The sequence below is a fragment of the Lactiplantibacillus herbarum genome (assembly GCF_001039045.1).
Classification (GTDB): domain Bacteria; phylum Bacillota; class Bacilli; order Lactobacillales; family Lactobacillaceae; genus Lactiplantibacillus; species Lactiplantibacillus herbarum.
This window is the reverse complement of the sequence record NZ_LFEE01000042.1, coordinates 40,626-60,717: the sequence shown is the minus strand read 5'-3', so window position 1 is coordinate 60,717 and position 20,092 is coordinate 40,626. Positions and strand designations below refer to the sequence as shown.

Sequence of the window (20,092 nt, the reverse complement as noted above, 5' to 3'; positions counted from 1 at the left end):
AGGTTGTTTTTTTATATCGTTATTCATGATTACCAATATTACTTAAATGCAGATTCTACTCAGTCGACGTTGAGAAATGCTGACCTTCACCAATCGCTCGCAGTACTGGCTTCAAGCTAGGAATCAATTCATCCGGCACTTCCGCCGACCACCGTAGCTCATCACACTTATTAGTTTCCATAATGCGCGGTTGGCCCGCCCATGCACCAACTTGAATAAAGAAGTCCACGCGTCCAACTTGTGGCCGGTAACAGGTGTGCACGACTTGCAGATCATTCGCCTTCAAAGTCAAATCAACTTCCTCGCGAGCTTCACGAATTGCCGCAATCACGGGTGTTTCGCCCTGTTCAACGTGCCCAGCTACCAAGCTGAAACGGCCATCCATGTAGCCAGTTAAGTGCCGTCGTAAAAATAACGTCTTTCCATCCGCATCTTTAATCAACATATAAACTGCGGGAATCACCGCATATCGTTGTTTTGCCATTATTTAGCACTCCTATTCTAATCGTTTAAACGTCCAGACATCCCGAAACTTATCAGGTCGATACAGGAACCAGCGACCGAGGCTCCACGTCAAGTAAGCAACTGCCACGGTCATAACAGTTCCTGCTGGTAATGGCATCTGTTCGCGATAATGATCCGTAATCATTCCTAAAATTCCCAAGCCAAACTGAGAACAGCTGATTGCCACAATCAAGTACACAATGGCAAAAACCAGTACCGCCATCCGCAACTGTGGAAAGCGGAAAAAGTCGCGACTATTTTCAAGTGAGAGCTTTTCGAACGCCCACTGATTCAACCAGTATAGGAAAGCACTTAATCCTAAACAGATTATTGCAATTGTCACCAGACCGCTCCAATGATCACCGTTCAGTTGATTCAAAACGTCTACTTGATGATACTTAGAACCAGTCACACCAGCGACAATGTTAATCAAACCATTATACGCAAACACTAAACTACAACTAAAGATAAATCCGGCTAGTGCACTGGCCATCACGTGGCCGACCCATAGTCCAAACGTCGCTGCCAGCAGACTTAACGTTAAGATAATTGCAATTGATTCTAGGCTCTCATACAGACTAGCAGTCCAGTTAATCTGGATATGCTTTGCCATCAGTATTCGGTGAATAATTAATAAATAGCTGCCTTCCATAAGAACATAACTTAACGTTAACGTTCCAACTAACAGGCCGACTTTACGCCGATAAATCCACCGCCGCGTTACTGGTAGGCTGAATAAATACTGATCAAAATTAGTGAAGTTATCACTCAAAAACAAGACTAGTCCTAATACAAAACTGACCACAATTGTAACCAGCACCCGTAAATTACCCCCACTCGGAATGGCAAAAGTTTGCTGATTCATGAAATCAACTAGGTATAGCTTGGGATCATGAACGGCGCTAAAACCTTCCTTAATCCCCGCTAATATAATTAATACACCGGCAACCAGTAGTAAAGTTCGATAATGTCGCCATAATAATTGCCATAATTTACGATTTGTCATTTCAACGCCCCCTACGATAACACTTCAAAATCGGTTTGATCCGTCAAGTTTGCCAAGAACAAGTCCGTCAATGACAATGGTAACTCTTCCTGAAAGACCGGATCAGTTGCCGCCAGTTGTGCTTGCACCGTCGCCGTATAATCCTCAAAGACCACCACGATCACCCGACCAGAAACGTGCACGATTCGCCCTAATTCACGAACGACTGCTGGAATCTGCTTATCCCGATAAACCAATTGCAATTTACGCGCATTGCTACGCATCGTCTCTAACTGGTAATCATTCACAATCTGACCATCTTTAAGCATCAAAGCTCGATCAATGACCCCTTCTAATTCGGCCAAGTTATGTGATGCAATCAGAATTGAACGTTTGCCATCCGCCACTTCATCAATTAAAATACCGAGAATGTTTTTCCGCGTCAGCACGTCCAAGCCATCCAACGGTTCATCTAAGAATAGATAAGTTGCCTGCGTTGCAACACTCAGAATAATCGTAAAGAGCCCGAAAGTTCCTTTGGAAAAATGTCGTAACTTTTGATTCGTTGTTAAACCATACCGCGTTAACAAGCCTTCAAATTTTTCATTATCAAAATCAGGGTAGGCATTTTGGTAATACCACTGAATTTGCTTGATTGTTGCCCCTCTGAAAAAGTTAGCCAACGGATCGATGAAGCATAACTGAGTCCGTAATTCAGGTTGATCAGCAACGACCTGGTCATCCACCAAAACCGTACCGGTGTCCGCCAAATACTGACCATTGATCGTCCGAAATAGCGTTGTTTTCCCCACACCATTACGTCCAATCACCCCGATGATTTGACCGGGTTGAATTTCAAAACTGATCTGATCCAAAGTTGCTTGGTGGTCAATTTGTTTATTTAACTTATCAACAACTAAACTCATTCCATCTCCTCCATCTCTCTGAGCCATTCTTGTAATTCAGCCACACTGATACCTGCTTGTTGCGCCTGATCCACAACTCGCTGTAATTGTTGTCGTACTTCAATCTGTACCGCTTCCGGGTCGACCGTATTCAGATACGTGCCCTTCCCCGCGACTGTTCGAATCACGTGCTCAGCTTCTAATTGTTTGTATGCCTTGCTCACCGTATTGGGTTTCAACAAGTGTTGCCGAGCCATTTCACGCACCGACGGCAACTGATCACCGACCTGCAAAATGCCATGAGCCAAATCTTGTTTAATTCCCGTAACCAGCTGGCTATAATACGGCTGACCGTTCTCATGATCAATCTGCATCACCGTGCCTCCCAACTGTACTATGCTGTACTGCTTCAGGAAATCATACAACTTTCCGTAATTACTGACAAGGTAAATCAGTGATCAGCAGCCATCTTGGCATTAGTTATCCCTTACTTAATAACCCTAGTAAGAACCGTAAACCCCGACACAGCTCACTAGCTACATAGATAAAACTGGTAGACTCTATAATTCTTAATTTTCAGTAAATAAAAAAGCTTGGAATGTTTATTCCAAGCTTTACCACGAACTATTACTAGCCGAAACGTGCTTCAGCAGGCAGCGACCTCCGCTTAGCTACGGAGCAGCAACGATTGCAAAAGAACGCAATCCTTACCACTCCTAGGCTATGCTCGGTCCCTAACCGCCTGCTGAAGACACTCTATTATCATTACTTCCGCCGTAGTTCCATTGCAGCGTATTCCATAACCGCCATCAACACAATCAAACTAATTGGAAAACCAATAATACTGATCGTTAAACTAGCTGTCAGACCAAAGAAAACAAAAATCATCATCACTAAGACAACCGCAGCGACTAACATGCCAGTATCGGTTTTTCCCCAATGCTTAATCATCGTGTTAACCCCATTTCTATTTATAAGTCACAATGAGTTTAACATGAATCCGTTTGCTTAATAAGCGTCCTTCTTAAAAGTTTGATTAGAGTTCTATTGGAGTACTCGCGTCATTGTTGTCACAGCGATTCGGCCACCATGTTGCAGTGGTAAAAACAACTGATTGCCGTCTTCAAAGCCCAGTTTTTGCCAGAAGTGCGCAACACCCTCATCAGCTGACACTCTAGTCAGTTGAATCATCTTAATATCACTCTGTAAAGCGGCTTGCATAAGTCCCGTGGCAATGACGCTACCAACCGTTTTACGCTGGTAAGCTTGATTGACCATCAATAATCCAACGAACAAGCACTGTTCTTGTGGATATTGACTCAAGACGTCCAAAACAGCCACTAAATGGTTGGCAAGGTAAAAGCCAAAGACTTGTTTCTGTTCTGCAGCCAATTCATCAGGATGAGCCGTTAGATCACGTTCGACTTCTGCCGCCGTCAATGGTTCCGGTGAAAAATACTGATGGTACTCCGGATTACTCTGTTCGAGCTGCATCAATGCTTCCTGATCAGCCAAAGTTAATAGTTTGATTTTGAAGTTCGGTAATTGTTCCTGTAACGTTGCTAATTTCATAAGTTAATCCCAGACTTTCTCTAAGTTATACCAAGTTTCACCGGCGTGCTCAGATGCCGCTACTCCCTGATTAGTGAATCCATTGCGTTCATAAAAAGGCACTAAGCGGGCCAAACAAGTCAATGATAGACTTGTACGACCCTTTTCCTGTGCGGCCGTTGCCAATGCCGCTAACAACTGACTACCGATGTGCTGTTTTCGCACTAATGGCGAGACGGCTAACGTAAAGACGAGCTGATGGCCACCCTGAGCCAAATTTGTCGGTGTCGTCGCAAACATCTCATCTTCAATATAGCGTTCTTTAACCGCGGGCCCAACAATAAAACCAAGTACAATCGCACCGTCGCGAGCAACTAAGAAGGTATCTTGTAGCTTTTCAATCCGTTCTCGATAAGCGACCTCACTACCCGCTTCATCTTCCGAAAAGCCAGCCTTTTCAATCGCCATAATCTGTGGCAAATCCGCCATTTTAACTGGGGTAATCTCCATATACTCGCCTCCTAATTAGTATCATCATTATAGCAAATATTTATGAATAGTTGGCTAACCTTATTTTCCAGTAAAATGCAGGCGTGAACGTGTCGTTTTAACCCTCAAAATGCTATACTTAAATTGTGAATTCGGTTACATATTCTGAATTCAATATTCTAATCGAAAATAGGTGAAGCTTATGCCAGCACAATCAGCAGAACAATTATGGAAAGCTTATAATGAAACAACCGATACTAACGGCACCATTTATCAAACACGGTGGTTCGGTCAACAGAGTAACCCCGCCGAAGTCCAAGCTCTAACAGATGGGATCTTGGCTGGTACCCAAACAGCCACAACGACACCACTGGATGATTACACGGCAGAACGTGTCGCAATCCCTCAAGCCGGTGATTATAACGTCTTATTAGATGGCGATATGAAACCCGTAGCTATTCTTAAAACGGTCGTTTCAGAATTGATTCCGTTTTACCGAGTTTCAGCCGAACACGCTTATCACGAAGCTGTCGGTGACCGGACCCTTGCCGATTGGCGCAAGATCAAGACAGCAGAATTCACCCCTAATCTGGAAGCGCATGATCGTAAACTTGACGCTGACACACCCATGGTTAGCGAAGTCTTCGAAGTCGTTTACCGTGCAGACTAATGAATAACGATAACGGCCTGAGACCATGTGTCTTGGGCTTTTTTGCTGGCATCAGATTCTATGGCTTCTTAGTTAGAACAGTCGCCATGCCAACTTTCAACTATACCAATGAAGACCAGCAATCTGGACGTTGAATTTATTTAAAAGTCGACCTCAAAATCGCTTGTCACAACTAAAATTTCCGCTATAATTAAAGGTCGTACTAAACTTATTGTTTACTTTAACAAAACCAACGATTCGAGGTGAATGTCATGGACATCGGTCAACATATCCACAATTTACGGATTCAAAAACAGCTGACCCAAGAAGAACTCGGTGAACGCACCGACTTGAGTAAGGGGTATATTTCCCAACTGGAACATAACCAGTCATCACCTTCAATGGAGACTTTTTTTGCTATTTTAGCCGTTCTAGGTAGTAACCCCGCTGAATTCTTTGCGTTGGAACAGCCGCCCCGTAAAATTGTGTACCATCCTGAAGAACAGACCACTTATGACGATGAAGCCCGCGGTTACCGCGTTAAATGGCTCGTACCGGCCTCCAACGAGAATCAGCTCGAACCGGTCACCATTACGCTAGCTCCCAACGGTCGCTTCAAATCTTTTGAGCCTTCGCCGGCGGAAACCTTTATTATGGTTCAAACCGGCACTTTGAGCTTACAATTAGGAGAACAGTGTCACACTGCAAGCGCGGGTGATACGCTTTATTTTCACGCTACTGAGACGCATCAAATTCGTAACCAAGGATCGACGTCCTGTACGTTCACCTTGGTCACGACCGCGTCCTACTTATAATTGAGAACTAGCTAGCCAAAATTTATTGGCTAACAATTAGAGGAGGTCTTCACTTTGGCGGTTAACACACAACCAATCATTCGTTTAACTGATGTCACCAAGAGTTATGGTGACCATCAAGTCTTAAAAAAGATTAATTTAGAACTCGAAGCCGGTAAATTCTATACGCTGTTAGGCCCATCCGGCTGTGGTAAAACAACTATTCTACGGACAATTGCTGGCTTCACTGACGCGACTTCTGGCCAAGTCTATTTCGATGGTCAGGTCATCAACAATCTGCCCGCTAACCAACGACAAGTTAACACCGTTTTCCAAGACTACGCCCTCTTTCCACACATGAACGTGGCGGAAAACGTGGCTTTCGGACTAAAACTACATAAGGTACCGAAAGATGAAATCGCAACACGCGTCCAAGAAGCACTGGCGATGGTTCAACTCGCTGATTTTGGCGAACGTGAAATCAGTGAAATCTCCGGTGGTCAACAGCAACGGGTCGCCATCGCTCGGGCACTGGTGATGCAACCAAAAGTCCTATTATTAGATGAACCCCTGTCCGCACTCGATGCCAAGTTGCGTAAAGACATGCAGTACGAACTACGGGATCTGCAACAACGTCTCGGCATCACCTTCCTGTTCGTGACTCACGACCAGGAAGAAGCCTTAGCTATGAGTGACGAGATTTTTGTTATGAACGCTGGCGAAGTCCTACAGAGTGGCTCCCCCGTCGACATTTATGACGAACCGATCAATCACTTTGTCGCCAACTTTATCGGTGAAAGTAATATTATCCCCGGTCAAATGATTCAAGATTTTGAAGTAAGCTTCGTCGGTAAAAATTTTGAATGTGCTGACGCTGGCATGCGGCCCAACGAAAACGTCGAAATCGTCTTACGACCAGAAGACCTCGACATCGTGGCAGCAGATCAAGGCAAGCTCGTGGTTACCGTCGATTCACAACTATTTCGTGGTAACTACTTTGAAATCGTCGCATACGATACGGATGGTAACGAATGGCTAGTTCATTCAACTAACCCAGCCACCGAGGGGGAACCAATCGGTTTGACTTTTGACCCACAAGACATTCACGTCATGCGGCTTAACGAAAGCGAAGCGTCCTCCGACGCCCGCCTCGAACAATACGAAGACGATTAGGGGGGCGTATCGATGCAACAAAAACAACGGTTAAGCCGCAGTACGGCCTACTTTATTCCGTATATGTTATGGATCGTGCTATTCGTTATCGCACCGGTCCTATTATTGATTTATCAATCATTCTTCAGTATCAACGGGCAATTCACGTTCGCTAATTATCAGACCTACTTTTCATCGAGTACTTACTTGATGATGACATTGAACTCGGTCTGGTACGCCTTTTTAATCACACTGGCGACCTTACTGATCAGCTACCCTACTGCTTATTTATTGAATGAAACCAAGCATCCGCAGCTGTGGTTACTCCTGATTATTATGCCCACTTGGATCAATTTACTATTAAAGGCGTACGCCTTCATTGGGATCTTCAGCCAAGCTGGGATTGCGAACCAATTTCTGAGCTTTATCGGGATTGGTCCCAAACAGATCCTGTTCACTAATTTCAGTTTCATATTTGTAGCCGCCTATATTCAGATTCCGTTCATGGTCTTACCAATCTACAATTCGATCAGTGAATTGAACACCTCTTACGTCAATGCTAGTCGTGACTTGGGAGCTACTAACTGGCAGACTTTCAGTCGAGTCCTCTTTCCACTGACATTACCGGGTGTTCGGGCGGGGATTCAAGCCGTCTTCATCCCATCGCTCTCCCTATTCATGCTGACACGTCTAATCGGCGGCAATAAGGTCATAACGCTGGGGACCGCGATTGAAGAACATTTCCTAACAACCATGAATTGGGGCATGGGCTCCACGATTGGCGTCGTCCTGATCATCGCCATGGTCATCATTATGTGGCTGACAAATGGCGGCAAACGACGGACACGAAGGGGGCTTAAATAATGACCTTTCGTAATTTCAAATGGCGTAACCTTTATTTGTGGCTCGTCTTCATCGTGCTCTTCCCGCCCATTTTCTTTCTAGTCGTTTATTTATTCAGCCAAGGTACGATCATGAATAATTTTCACGGTTTTACTTGGCAACACTATCAGGATCTATTCGCTGACAGTCGTTTAATTGCCATCTTTTTAGATACGATTTTAATTGCACTGTTATCGTCAATCTTAGCCACCGTGATTGGAACCTTGGGAGCTTTGGGCATCAATAGCACAACCAAACCGATCACTCGTAGCACGTTATTGTCACTGAATAACATCCTGATGGTTTCGCCCGATGTTATTATTGGGGCCAGCTTCTTGATCTTTTTCACAGCGTTAAAAATCCCACTCGGTTTTGGCTCCGTTTTGCTCAGCCACATCGCTTTTTCGATTCCAATCGTTGTGTTGATGGTCTTACCAAAGATTCAGGAAATGAGTTCGAGTTTGCTCGACGCGGCCGCTGACCTAGGAGCTAACAACTGGCAGCTCCTCAGTCAGATTATCGTACCCTACATCATGCCCGGCATCTTCTCCGGATTCTTCATGGCATTGACGTACTCGCTCGACGACTTTGCGGTGACCTTCTTCGTGACTGGAAACGGCTTTACTACCCTTTCCGTCGAGATTTACTCACGGGCTCGCCAAGGTATCAACTTGGAAATCAACGCACTGTCCGGCCTGATGTTCTTGATGGCCCTCGTACTTGTGATTGGCTACTACTTTGTCAACCAGTACAGCAGTCGACACCGGCGACCAAAAGTTAGGGGGCGGCGGAAATGAAAAAACTATTTAGTATTATCCTCGGCCTGTTAGTCGTTTGTGGCTTACTGGCATTCGGTGCCCAAAAGTTACAGACAAGTTCTGGGAGTACCGGTAAAAAGGTACTCAACTTATATACTTGGGGCGATTACATTGATCCGAGCTTGTTGACGAAGTTTCAAAAAGAGACGGGTTATCACGTCAACGTTGAAACCTTCGACAGCAATGAAGCGATGTACACCAAGATCAAGCAAGGCGGGACTAGCTATGACCTAACCGTTCCCAGTGACTACATGATTGAAAAGATGAAAAAAGCCAACTTACTTTTACCCTTAGATAAGAGCAAGCTGACCGGGATGAGTAATTACGACTCCCGCTTCATGAACCTTGATTTTGACCGGCACAATCGTTATTCGGTGCCTTATTTCTGGGGCACGTTGGGTATTATCTACAATGATAAGTACGTCAAACCAGGAAGTATCAATCACTGGAACGACTTGTGGCAGACCAAATACCGCAATAAAATCATGTTGATCGACAGTGCCCGTGATGTCATGGGATTTGCACTAGCTTCCATGAATCAATCCTTGAATACGACTGATCCAGCCACGCTTTTAGCGGCACGTAATAAGTTGAATAAACTGTCGCCAAACGTTAAGGCCGTTGTCGCCGATGAAATCAAGATGTACATGATTCAAAATGAAGCGGCCGTTGCTGTGGATTGGTCGGGTGAAGCCAGCGAAATGCTCGCAAGTAACTCGCACCTACATTACGTGGTTCCCTCTGAAGGTAGCAACTTGTGGTTTGACAACTTAGTCATTCCCAAAACCGCTAAACATTTCAAGGCCATCTACGCCTTCTTAAACTTTATGAGCGAACCGAAGAACGCAGCTCAAAACGCTGAATACATTGGCTATGCGACACCTAATAAAGCAGCGAAGGCTCTATTACCTAAAGCGATTCGAACAGATAAACAGTTCTACCCTGATGATAATACGATCAAGCATTTGCAGATCTATCAAGATTTATCACCAGCCAAAGTCGGTTTGTATAACGACCGCTATCTCGAATTCAAAATGCACCATTAACTAAAGGTTAAAAGTTAATTATTTGCTGAAAGTGTTGGTATGCTTGTGGTCTAAAAGTTAAAACTAGACACAACTTTCGCTTCCGGTGGTCCGTACTAGCTCACTTGTTGGGACCGGGTTAAGCCTGAGAAGCGGTCTTAACCCTCGTCTTGGCCCTTAGCAAAAATCGCCAATGACCAAGGACGTCCGTGGCCTAACTTCGGAAAATCACCGAACTAACGCCACCTTCACAGCATCGCTAGTACTGCCCACCTCCGTCTAGACTGGTTGTTAATTACGATAGTCGTGCTTAACTTTAGTTCCGATCAAGCGAATTACGTATAACCAAGGAGCTAGAGATTGCCTCCGTTTTAAGCGGAGTCAGCCGGGAAATGTGTCATGAAGGCAAGCTAAGACGGCGTTCTTGGCCGCCTTAGCTTGCGGTTGCGGGACGTCTTCAAAAGATTGTCCTTTAAGGCTTTGAAGCGAGGCCCCAGACCGCTGTTTGGCTGGGGCCGTTCCCCATGACACGATTTCATGGCTGACGGGCGCGGAGAATTAAGCACTGATACTAATTTTCATCCAAGACTCACTGTTAAATCAATGGTTTAAGTTGTTTTGGGACTTTCAACCTTTAGTAGCCGATTGGAATTTTGTTTCTATACTATAGAAGTAATGTAAAAAAAGATGCTTAAAATAATAGAAGGTTTTTAGCTAACAAGGTGGATATTATAGCAGTTACGAGCGGTTGCTTACCCATATGAATGGAATCAATATAGTGAAACAGTAATTAGCGCAAAATAAAACGGGTGGCGAATTAAATCGCACACCCGTTATCAATTGAATTTTTAGATTAAGCTAGAATTTTAGTACCAGCCGTTTGAAAGCCAGTGACTCTTAGCAGCTGACCATGAACCGTAACGTGAAGAAACGTAGCTTTCAGCAACACGTTCTTGGTTAGCAGCAGAGTAATCACCGTTTAAGTATGAAGAACTTAATTGGTATTTACCAACGTATTGGCCGTTGCGAGCACTGTATGAACCACCAGATTCTTTGTTAGCAATCCATGCTTTTGCAGCACTGTCAGAACCGTTATTGCTGTAGTTTGACGTTGAGCTTTGTGTTGAAGCAGTTGTGGTAGTAGTAGCTGGTGCACTGTAACTCTGTGTTTGGCTAGCTTGGCTTGATTGACTAGCTTGAGTGCTTTGACTAGTAGTAGTCGTTGAAGTTTGAGTTGCTTGCGTCGTTGTAGTTGACGTAGTAGCAGCTGTATTGTCACCATTTACTTCTAGTTGCTGACCAACAAAGATCAAGTTAACGTTATTTAAGTCGTTAGCTTTTTGGATAGCGTCAACCGTTGTATTGTTTTTTGAAGCAATTTCTGAAACGGTGTCCCCTGATTTTACAGTTACCGTAGCAGCTTGGGCGGTTGCACCAATGGCAAAGAGACTAGCAGTAGCGGCAGCAGTTGATAATAAAGCATTCTTAATCTTCATAATGTAATTGTACACTCCTATTTTTTAGTCCGAATTTGGCTTGGCCCCGTAATGTTTCCCAAGCGCATTGAATAAACCTAGTATAACTGCTGATTGTGACAGTGAAATAGCAGGAACTTTACGAAATCAACGGTTAATTGTAATAAACGGGCTTTTTTGTAATCTTTTGTAATATAACGCAGGGGATTAACCACTGCGAATCGGCTTGATTAACCGGTTTGAGTAATTAGGGGACTGACTATTAGATGGGATAACTACGATATATGTACTGAAAAAGCCCAATTATCAGGCTATTACGCTGGTAATTGGACTTTTCGTGAATAAAATTAATAAATTCAGGTGATATTTGTTTGATAATTGATGAATCTATTACCAAGCACCGTTACTTATTATTAGTAAGTAACTAATTAGTCTGCTTTTAGCTGAATGAGCCAGTTTTTAGCCTGTTTAGTGGCCTTTAACACAGCTGGATCAGTATCTAACGCTGTGTTGCACTTCTTAACGGTGCCACTGAATGGTGTGGTAATGACATGCTGGCTACCATCAGCGGTAATCGTCACGAGCGTTTCGCCAGCCGCTAAGTGATCACCAGCTGCTGGAAGTTCAACCTGATTGATGTTGGTGAATGTTGCGGTTGCTGAATCAGTGAGTCCAAGAACAAAGCGTTGGTGAGATTTGGTTGTTATCCAGACATTCCCGTAAAGCATGGGTGCGTGCTTTTCTTGATAATCAGTCCGATAATAGTTAATCATTTGTTTCCAAGCAGATTCGTGTTGTGCCATGATTACGCTCCTATATTAAGCGCCAGTAACCGACGCATGAGTTGTAGGTGGTGCATGATTGCAAGTTTCTTAATGGTTCCGAGGCCCGGAAATTTAGTCGTAGTTGCATAAGCGAGTAACTCATTCAGGGCTGGTGTCTGGTTGATTCCGGTTAAATAAGGTGGTGCCCAAGCGGTTAATTTGTGGAGCGCTTCGAAAAATTTCTGCTTCTGCCCACGCATGCTGTCATTACTATCAGAGACAAAATGGTGTATTCGTAAGGTGCCATCAACTGTCACATAGATAATATGCAGAGTGATGGCTCGCGAGGGCATCCCGTGATCAAAGTAAGTGCTGCCCATTAAGGAATAGTCGCCGAAACCTTGATAACCAACTGGTACGTGTGCCCAGAATGCCGATGAAAAGTAGCTATCAATCAGATCAGGTTCGTCTGAGTGATGTGGTGGAACAATTGAGTCGGTCAATAAAATGGCTTGTTTGGAGACCAGTTGATGTAGTCGGGCTTCATTTGGAATCAGGACACCGCTGACTTGATTTAGGACCTCGGTATCCTGATAAGCTTGTAGTAACGGAAAGTTAGGTGCGAGTAGCAAGCTGGTTTGTCCGACCTCGGTGTGTACAAAAGCGCTACTAAAATCTGCAGCGAGAATCGCTCCTGGGTGATAAAACGGCGCGTTAGATAAGTCTGGTAACGGAAACCGTTTAACCGTATTTAAACCATACACGCTAACTTGCGGATTAGCAATGAGACTAAAAGGTTGTTGCGTATTTATAAACGCCTGAACAAGTTGCTGTAATTCTTTAGAATCTCGCACCGGTTCAATAACGGGAATGATCTGTGGTCCCAATTGCTTCTGTTCACAAAGGGCTTTGAGTGCGAGTAAATCATACATACGCCCGCGAAAATAAGGGTAATAAGTTATCATAGGTGTTCCCTCAGATTAGGTGCTAGTAGTTCCTGATACTTCAGTTGTAACGCTTGGTACTCAGCATTGCGGGCATCTAATTCAGCTTGTAGCGCTGTAATGGCATCAGTCTGAGTGTCCTTGATAAAGCGGTCGTATATGTTTTGTTCAGGATCGTAAACGTCGTAACCCGTTCGTGCTCTTTTTTTCAGTTCCTTAAATAATTGGTCATCTGAATAGAGCTGAAGTCCTTTTTTGACCCGTTTGGCCTTGTCGACTTCGCGAAATAAAGACGTAATAAAGTGACTGATCAAAGGAAGTTGGTCAACCTGCAAGTCTTGATATTGCGCTTTTTTGACAACTGTTAAGAATCCGGGTGTGCGTAATGGCTGGGGAGAAAGGTCGAGTGCGCGCTGATCAAAAGCGCGGTAGCTCAATACGCCAATATGGCTCGGAATTTCAGCCTGCACTTCTTCATAGAGTGCTTGCGGCAAGACAAAGTAATTATAGTGGCCGATAAATGACAACTTAGCCTTAGAATGAAAGTCTGCCTTAGTCACTTTGAGTTCATAACAACGCCACTCGACCTGGTTATCGGGAAGTTGCTGATAACTCAGCGTGTCAACGATACCCTGATTGTCAGGCATCGCAACCTCTTCGACAACGTAGGCCCCCTGTTCCAGACAATACTGATAGAGGGTAGTTTCTAATTGGCGCGTGAGTTTAGTTTTCATGAGAATCCTCCGTCTGTTGCCAAAAGTTACCAATCGTTGCTGCTAATTGAGGTAGCGAGTCAATCGTTTGAAAATACTGCCAGTGTGGTGGGAAGAGTTCCGCGTAACGGCGACTGGCAAAACGTTGATCCAGTAATAGGATGATCCCCGTATCAGTCATACTGCGAATCAGGCGTCCCGCGGCTTGTAAAACGTTATTCATGCCTGGCAATTGATAGGCGTAAGCAAATCCCTGGCCATTTTGATGGTCATAGTAATCGCGAATCAGATTGGTTTCAGCGTTGATACCGGGCAAGCCGACACTCACGATAGCGACGCCAATCAAACGTTCACCACGGAGATCAATTCCTTCTGAAAAGATACCACCCAGGACACAGAATCCTAGCAAAGTCTGCTCGGGAGCATCTGTGAATTGGTCTAAGAAGGCTTGGCGTGCAGCCGCATCCATTGTCGGTGCTTGCATGGTCGTCGCAATATCAGGATAAGTCGCTTTAAAGGCAGTGGCAATCTGAGTTAAATAGCCGTAAGACGGGAAGAAGACAAGGTAATTCCCGGTTTTGGCTGTCAGCATTGCGTGGATACTAGCAACGATTCTTTCTATATTATGTTCACGTTCGCGGTAAGTCGTTTGAACGTATTGAGTGACTAGAATTGCTTGGTGCTTTGGTGGAAAGGGTGATGGCAGTTGGTAGGCAATGCTGTTACCCTGACCGCCCAGAACTCGCTGATAGTAATCCATTGGTGAGAGGGTTGCCGAGAAAAGGATGGCCCCTGAACCGAGTTGCAGCGAGCGGTGTAAGAAATCACTAGGGTCAAGGCAGAGCTCTTTGATGGTTAGGTGCCGATCTTCGATAACGAAGCGCGTCTGATAACTACCATCGTAGAGGTCACCGATTTTGACAAAGGTAAGGCAAGCGAAGAAGTAGTCACGAACGGCATCGAGCAAGGCACTAGGCTTCTGCTTCATGAGCCAGTCGGATATAAACTCATTGAACATGCGGAGTGTGCGCAGTAATTTATCGGGCGGATCTGGCAAGACTTGTTCCGTAACCTCATCATCAACGAGCGTTTTACTGATACGGGTAAAGCTGCGGCGAACTTTTTTAAGTTCTCGCTGCAGATCGTCGCTTGGTTGACTCTTATCGGGCTTGGCTAGCTTTAGCAGATGGCCAATTGGTTGGTCGCTAACGGTAGCCGAGTACATATCGCGGGCTCGGCTGACGAGATTATGAACTTCATCGACGAGAAAAAAGTTTTCGTCGTCACTTTCGCTGAAGAATCGCTGCAAGTAGACTAATGGATCGAATAAGTAATTATAGTCACAGATGACAATGTCACAGAATAGTGAGATATCCAGTGAGAATTCAAACGGATCAACGGTGTGTTTGCGTGCATAGTCTTCAATCACGGGCCGGGTAAGTTGGTTCTCGTGTGTCAGAATATCTTTGAGCGCTGGCTTGAGGCGGTCGTAGTAACCAATCATGAATGGATTATCTTCAGGCAGAACATCCTGTTCCTCAGGAAAGCGAATCTGGTCCTTAGCCGTTAAGGTAATACTCTTGATCTGCAGACCATCTTGACTCATCAAGGTCACGGCTTCTTCAGCGACGTGGCGGGTGCTCTGCTTAGCAGTGAAGTAGAATAGACGTTCAATCTGATCCTCGCCCATTGCTTTGATGGCGGGGAATAGTGTCGAAATCGTCTTACCGGTTCCTGTGGGAGCTTCCACGAAAAGCCGCTTTTGTAAGCGAATCGCTTTATAGACCGCTGCCGCTAGTTCTCGTTGTCCCGGTCGAAATGCGGGAAACGGAAAGGGCAATTCTTGAATAGAAGCATTTCGTTTTTGCCGGAGGTCGGCACGCAGGGTTAGCCAGTATTCGTATTCAGTAATCAGGTCTTTGAAGAAAGTATCTAGTTCCGCACGGTGCATGATTTTTTGCGTCTTAGTGATCTTTTCAGCGATAACCTGAAAATAAGTTAACTGTAAGGTCACTTGGTCAAGTTCAGGATGATCCTGTAATAGCAGGTAACCATAAACTTGTACCTGTCCCCAGTAGAGTGTTTGGGTATTGGGGGTCAAATCAGTGAATGCTTGATCTGATGTCTTGATTTCTTCAATCAGAGCGCCATCATCGTTGAGCTGAACACCGTCAGCCCGTCCGGAAATGATGTAGTCAGTATCGTTCATGCTGACGGTCTGTTTAAGATAGACCTCGCTCTCATAGTCGGCACCCCGGGTACTCTGCAACTGACGGTGGATATTGGCACCGTTGAGGGCGGTGTTCTGGCTATTTTTAACTTCATTTAAATCGCCCTGCCGCAGTACAAATTCAACGAGTTGGCGAATACCGATCTTAGTTGTCATTGGGGTGTCCTTTCTGAGATTAGTTATCCTTCATTATAAAACATCTGTTCGGTTTTGTCTGCCTGTGGGTGAACGTTTTGGGACTAATAAATTGGCAAGCTAAATAAGCCACTCCAGAATGGTGATATTACTGAAGTCGCTTATTTTGAGTTAGGCCTTTAAGCTGAATTGGTTTCTTAATATACATTATAGAAGTAAAAAGGATTAATTTGATCAGTCAAACTAATACTAACTCAGCGGTACCAACGGCTGTGGCGCTGTCGGATAGTCTGTCTTAATCGTAATCCATAACCGATGATGCTAGCCGTGATGATGACGGCTAAACTGGTCATTAGCCAAGTGTGTGAAGTTGTACTGAAATAGGTCGCGTAACCTATGCCGAGGCTAATCAGAATAGTGATCGGGACAAGGGCACTGATGGGTGCCGGGTGAAGAAAAATTAGTGCGACTAATCCTAGGATGGCAGCCGTAACGATAGCTTCAACGCTAATCCAGCTACCAAAACTGATGGTTAGTGCCGTTACGGTCAGTCCCGAACCAACGAGTAGCAGTAGGGCGGCAAACAAGTTGTTGAGCGTCCAAGAAAATGATTTTTTTGCCATCACAAACACCTCGCTTTCATTTACGGCTATTATACGTTAATTTAGACTTATGAAAACAACAATATGCAAGCGTTTTAGTTGTTATGGTTAAGGAAAACTAAGAGTTTGTGAAAAAGGCCTTGAAAGCGCATCCATAATTGGATAAACTGGCAGTAGGCACTTGATGATGGATGGAGGAAATAGTCATGGCAAAAATTTTAGCAATTAACGCCGGCAGTTCAACTTTAAAATGGAAACTATTTAGCGTTCCCGAAGAAACGGTGATCGCATCAGGAATGGTAGACCGGTTAGGGTTACCAGAATCAGTATTTAAGATTAAAAAAGCGGATGGCACTAAGTATTCTGAAACTAAGGATAATATTGACGCCAAAGAAGCCGCAGCAATGGTTCTTACTCGTTTAAAGAGTGACAATATCGTGGAACATTTGAGCGAAATTACTGGGGTTGGCCACCGCGTCGTTGCGGGTGGCGAGGAATTTAAAGATTCCGTTGTGATTACCCCTAAGACTTTGAAACAAATCAAGGATTTATCTGAGTATGCGCCGCTACATAATCCAACGCAGGCTTACTATATTGAAGTATTCCGTGATTTATTACCAAAGGCTGTTCAGGTCGCTGTATTCGATACATCACTGTATTCGGACATGCCTAAGGTCAATTACTTATACAGTATTCCTTATGAATACTACGAAAAGTTTGGTGCCCGTAAGTACGGTGCGCATGGGACTAGCCACCGCTACGTTGCTAACCGGACGGCTGAATTATTAGGCAAACCGCTAGATTCATTGAAATTAATCACATTACACCTTGGATCTGGAGCTTCAATCACGGCGTTTGATCACGGTAAGGCCGTTGATACGTCAATGGGCTTCACACCATTAGCTGGGATTACAATGAGTACCCGTTCTGGTGACATCGATGCTTCTTTGATTCCATTCTTAATGCGTCACCTCGGAATCAAAGACGTTGAAGACTTTGTGGATATTTTGAATCACAAATCAGGTTTACTTGGGATTTCAGGCTTGTCACCAGATATGCGTGACCTTGATAAGACTAAGGAAACCCGTGAACAATCTGAATTAGCAATCGAAATTTTTGTTAATCGGGTTGTGAAGTACGTGGGGAGCTACATTGCCGAAATGAACGGGATCGATGCTTTAGTCTTTACCGCTGGTGTCGGTGAAAATTCATGGATGATTCGTGAACGGATCTTAAATGAATTAAGTTACTTCGGTGTGACTGTTGATGACGAAAAGAACCACATGCACGGTGAAGAACAGGTTATTAGCCAAGACGATGCACCGGTTACGGTCATGGTTGTGCCTACTAACGAAGAATTGATGATTGTTCGTGATGTCGAACGACTTGCTAAAACTGAATAAAACTAAAAAATCATTCTTGCGATTATGCAGGAATGATTTTTTTGGTTGGCGTGAGAAGTGAGTGATTGCCTATAAGCAGTTATTAAAGTCGAATAAAGGGTGTTTTTATCGCAAAATTAGCTGTTGAAGAGCTCGTCTTTTGCTTAGTTAACAAATTAATTGTAAACAATGAAAATAGTATGCCGTTTTAGCTGAATTTTGTGAAAGAACAGTGTACCATGTAAGTATAGTTATCAGGCTATAAATGGGTTGATGATGATTGACGTAACGCGATTAGGTCTAGTGATAAAGTGCGTTTTGGCATCACGTTAAGCCCGTGATGAAAGGGGTTAATAGATTATGGCAACAACTTTAGTATTGGGTGGAGGTTACGGAGGGATGCGTGCCGTTAAGTTTTTGCAGAAGAGCTTACCAACTGAGGACGAAATCGTACTGGTTGATCAGACGGCGACTCATACGGAGAAGACGAATCTTCATGAGGTCGCAGCGGGGACGATTGCACCTGAGCGGATTACTTATCAAATTCCAGACATCATTGGGAAACGGGTACAATTTGTCCAAGCGACCGTAAAGCACGTGGATATTGAAGCTAAACAAGTTAGTTTTGAAGATCACGCGGATTTATCCTATGACTATCTTGTCTTAGGATTGGGCTTCCAGTCTGAAACATTCGGTGTCGCTGGTGCGGATGAAAATGCGCTACCAATGGATGACTTGGCAACCTCTGAAGCGGTCTATCAACATATTGAAGATCGCATCAAGGCATACAAGACGACGCAAGATAAGAATGACTTGAAGATCGCAGTCTGTGGTGCCGGTTTTACTGGGATTGAATTGTTGGGCGAATTAACCCAGTCGTTACCAAAATTACAAGCGAAGTACCAAACACCCGCTATCAAGCTAGTTTGTTTGGAACGGATGCCTTCGATCTTGCCAATGTTTACGCAAGAATTGCGGGACTATGCCTTGAAGTTCATGGAAAAGAACAACGTCGAGATGCGCTTAGGTTCAATTATTGAAGCTATTAAGCCAGGTGCCGTCGTTTACAGCGATACGGACAAGCAAGAACATGAATTTTCGGCCAACACGATTATTTGGACCGTTGGGGTTAGTGGATCACACGTGATTGCGGATTCTGGTTTTGAACAACGCCGTAACCGTGTTGTGGTTAAACCCGATCTATCATTAGATGATCATCCTGAAGTCTTCATTGTCGGAGACGTCTCAGCTGTAATGGATCCAGAAAGTAACCGTCCATACCCAACCACGGCTCAAATTGCGTTAGCTGCGGGTGAACAAGCGGCCAAGAACATTGCTGCTCTACGCCATGATCAAGCAACGACGGCGTTCAAGTATGAATCTAGCGGTACCGTGGCCTCATTGAGTGACCGCGATGGGATCGGTGAAGTTTTCAGCAGTAACAAACCAGTACATGGCTACCCAGCTTCAGCATTGAAGAAGATTATTACGGACCGTTCATTGATGGAAAGTGCCCATCTAGGGACCGTCTTCAGCAAGGGGCGTTTTGATCTATATCACTAGAAAGTTATAGGTTTAAAAATAAATAAATTAGCAATTATGATTGCCTAAAAGGTAGTGTACACGGAGCTTATCCAAGCCTGAGTACGCTACCTTTTGTTGTTTAGGACTGCAATATTTGAACAGTTAAGTTACAAATGTATTGCCTAACGCTTTGATGTCAGCCCTCGTATGATGTGGTTAAAGGAGGGGGTAATATGTTATGTTATCAAAGTTTTCTGCACTTCGATGGCGTCAGGGTTTTATTATTGGCGTTGCTGCCATACTACTGATTACACTGATGGCTAATACGGTTTGGTGGCTGACGGTCAGTGCGTTTAGTTCGCTGCTGATATTAGATTTGCACTTTATTCTATTCCCCAATACTGCGGATCGGCAGGGTTTGAATCATCTTAGTATGGGGCTTGTATTTGGATTGTTTATCATTGCTAACGTTAAATTTTTTATTGTTACAGCATTAATTTAAGCATAAAAAGTCACCCGCAGTCCGCTAAATTAGCGTGATTACGAGTGACTTTTAGGTTAATGGTCTG

The 20,092-nt window shown here is 44.3% G+C and carries 22 protein-coding genes; 9 read left to right on the top strand and 13 right to left on the bottom strand.

The genetic code is table 11. The annotated features are described in order from the left end of the window. Window positions 1-55 precede the first annotated feature (55 nt). The 7 genes from ACG95_RS12905 to ACG95_RS12875 form a co-directional block, all read right to left on the bottom strand. On the bottom strand, window positions 56-484 hold the full coding sequence (locus tag ACG95_RS12905) for an NUDIX domain-containing protein (RefSeq protein ID WP_048000926.1): 429 nt from the start codon (window positions 482-484) through the stop codon (window positions 56-58). A gap of 12 nt (window positions 485-496) precedes the next feature. Further along, the gene (locus tag ACG95_RS12900) at window positions 497-1,510 is read right to left on the bottom strand and encodes a hypothetical protein (protein WP_048000925.1); all 1,014 of its coding nucleotides are present in this window, start codon (window positions 1,508-1,510) and stop codon (window positions 497-499) included. 11 nt (window positions 1,511-1,521) lie between these two features. After that, on the bottom strand, window positions 1,522-2,415 hold the full coding sequence (locus ACG95_RS12895; RefSeq protein WP_048000924.1) for an ATP-binding cassette domain-containing protein: 894 nt from the start codon (window positions 2,413-2,415) through the stop codon (window positions 1,522-1,524). Next, the gene (locus ACG95_RS12890; protein ID WP_048000923.1) at window positions 2,412-2,768 is read right to left on the bottom strand and encodes a GntR family transcriptional regulator; all 357 of its coding nucleotides are present in this window, start codon (window positions 2,766-2,768) and stop codon (window positions 2,412-2,414) included. The genes ACG95_RS12895 and ACG95_RS12890 overlap by 4 nt, the downstream gene beginning before the upstream one ends. Window positions 2,769-3,159: 391 nt before the next feature. After that, window positions 3,160-3,345, bottom strand: a complete 186-nt coding sequence (locus ACG95_RS12885) for a hypothetical protein (protein WP_048000922.1) — start codon at window positions 3,343-3,345, stop codon at window positions 3,160-3,162. 93 nt (window positions 3,346-3,438) lie between these two features. Then, window positions 3,439-3,966: a GNAT family N-acetyltransferase gene (locus tag ACG95_RS12880; RefSeq protein WP_048000921.1), complete on the bottom strand. Its 528-nt coding sequence runs from the start codon at window positions 3,964-3,966 to the stop codon at window positions 3,439-3,441. A gap of 3 nt (window positions 3,967-3,969) precedes the next feature. Continuing rightward, window positions 3,970-4,455 carry a GNAT family N-acetyltransferase gene (locus ACG95_RS12875; protein WP_048000920.1) on the bottom strand — a complete coding sequence of 162 codons (486 nt, stop codon included), beginning with the start codon at window positions 4,453-4,455 and terminating at the stop codon, window positions 3,970-3,972. Between the two features lie 181 nt (window positions 4,456-4,636). Here ACG95_RS12875 and ACG95_RS12870 point away from each other — a divergent pair, with 181 nt between their 5' ends. The 6 genes from ACG95_RS12870 to ACG95_RS12845 all read left to right on the top strand — a co-directional run bounded on the left by ACG95_RS12870 (window position 4,637) and on the right by ACG95_RS12845 (window position 9,775). Further along, on the top strand, window positions 4,637-5,104 hold the full coding sequence (locus ACG95_RS12870; protein WP_048000919.1) for an ASCH domain-containing protein: 468 nt from the start codon (window positions 4,637-4,639) through the stop codon (window positions 5,102-5,104). Window positions 5,105-5,355: 251 nt separating this feature from the next. Continuing rightward, window positions 5,356-5,898, top strand: a complete 543-nt coding sequence (locus tag ACG95_RS12865) for a helix-turn-helix domain-containing protein (RefSeq protein ID WP_048000918.1) — start codon at window positions 5,356-5,358, stop codon at window positions 5,896-5,898. 54 nt (window positions 5,899-5,952) lie between these two features. Beyond that, window positions 5,953-7,050: an ABC transporter ATP-binding protein gene (locus tag ACG95_RS12860; RefSeq protein ID WP_048000917.1), complete on the top strand. Its 1,098-nt coding sequence runs from the start codon at window positions 5,953-5,955 to the stop codon at window positions 7,048-7,050. A gap of 12 nt (window positions 7,051-7,062) precedes the next feature. Next, window positions 7,063-7,893 (top strand): ABC transporter permease, encoded by an 831-nt coding sequence (locus tag ACG95_RS12855; protein ID WP_048000916.1) that lies wholly within the window; start codon window positions 7,063-7,065, stop codon window positions 7,891-7,893. After that, window positions 7,893-8,708 (top strand): ABC transporter permease, encoded by an 816-nt coding sequence (locus ACG95_RS12850; RefSeq protein ID WP_048000915.1) that lies wholly within the window; start codon window positions 7,893-7,895, stop codon window positions 8,706-8,708. The genes ACG95_RS12855 and ACG95_RS12850 overlap by 1 nt, the downstream gene beginning before the upstream one ends. Beyond that, window positions 8,705-9,775: an ABC transporter substrate-binding protein gene (locus ACG95_RS12845; RefSeq protein WP_048000914.1), complete on the top strand. Its 1,071-nt coding sequence runs from the start codon at window positions 8,705-8,707 to the stop codon at window positions 9,773-9,775. The genes ACG95_RS12850 and ACG95_RS12845 overlap by 4 nt, the downstream gene beginning before the upstream one ends. A gap of 845 nt (window positions 9,776-10,620) precedes the next feature. On the opposite strand, the gene apf is transcribed toward ACG95_RS12845, so the two are convergent. The 6 genes from apf to ACG95_RS12815 all read right to left on the bottom strand — a co-directional run bounded on the left by apf (window position 10,621) and on the right by ACG95_RS12815 (window position 16,638). Then, on the bottom strand, window positions 10,621-11,250 hold the full coding sequence (gene apf, locus ACG95_RS12840; RefSeq protein ID WP_048000913.1) for an aggregation-promoting factor: 630 nt from the start codon (window positions 11,248-11,250) through the stop codon (window positions 10,621-10,623). Window positions 11,251-11,657: 407 nt separating this feature from the next. Further along, window positions 11,658-12,032, bottom strand: coding sequence for a glycine cleavage system H family protein (locus ACG95_RS12835; RefSeq protein ID WP_048000912.1), 375 nt, complete (start codon window positions 12,030-12,032; stop codon window positions 11,658-11,660). Window positions 12,033-12,034: 2 nt separating this feature from the next. Continuing rightward, on the bottom strand, window positions 12,035-12,958 hold the full coding sequence (locus tag ACG95_RS12830; protein WP_048000911.1) for a sce7725 family protein: 924 nt from the start codon (window positions 12,956-12,958) through the stop codon (window positions 12,035-12,037). Continuing rightward, on the bottom strand, window positions 12,955-13,671 hold the full coding sequence (locus tag ACG95_RS12825) for a hypothetical protein (RefSeq protein ID WP_048000910.1): 717 nt from the start codon (window positions 13,669-13,671) through the stop codon (window positions 12,955-12,957). The genes ACG95_RS12830 and ACG95_RS12825 overlap by 4 nt, the downstream gene beginning before the upstream one ends. Continuing rightward, a complete protein-coding gene (locus ACG95_RS12820; RefSeq protein ID WP_048000909.1) occupies window positions 13,661-16,036 on the bottom strand; it encodes an ATP-dependent DNA helicase in 2,376 nt (791 codons plus the stop codon). The genes ACG95_RS12825 and ACG95_RS12820 overlap by 11 nt, the downstream gene beginning before the upstream one ends. Window positions 16,037-16,269: 233 nt before the next feature. Beyond that, entirely contained in the window at window positions 16,270-16,638 is a 369-nt protein-coding gene (locus ACG95_RS12815; protein ID WP_048000908.1) for a hypothetical protein, read from the bottom strand. A gap of 185 nt (window positions 16,639-16,823) precedes the next feature. On the opposite strand from ACG95_RS12815, the gene ACG95_RS12810 reads away from it, so the two are divergent. The 3 genes from ACG95_RS12810 to ACG95_RS12800 all read left to right on the top strand — a co-directional run bounded on the left by ACG95_RS12810 (window position 16,824) and on the right by ACG95_RS12800 (window position 20,025). Continuing rightward, complete coding sequence (locus ACG95_RS12810; protein WP_048000907.1) at window positions 16,824-18,020, top strand: acetate/propionate family kinase; 1,197 nt, start codon at window positions 16,824-16,826, stop codon at window positions 18,018-18,020. Between the two features lie 339 nt (window positions 18,021-18,359). Further along, window positions 18,360-19,562, top strand: coding sequence for an NAD(P)/FAD-dependent oxidoreductase (locus ACG95_RS12805; RefSeq protein ID WP_048000906.1), 1,203 nt, complete (start codon window positions 18,360-18,362; stop codon window positions 19,560-19,562). A 199-nt stretch (window positions 19,563-19,761) separates the two neighbouring features. Beyond that, on the top strand, window positions 19,762-20,025 hold the full coding sequence (locus ACG95_RS12800) for a hypothetical protein (protein ID WP_048000905.1): 264 nt from the start codon (window positions 19,762-19,764) through the stop codon (window positions 20,023-20,025). Window positions 20,026-20,092 lie beyond the last annotated feature (67 nt).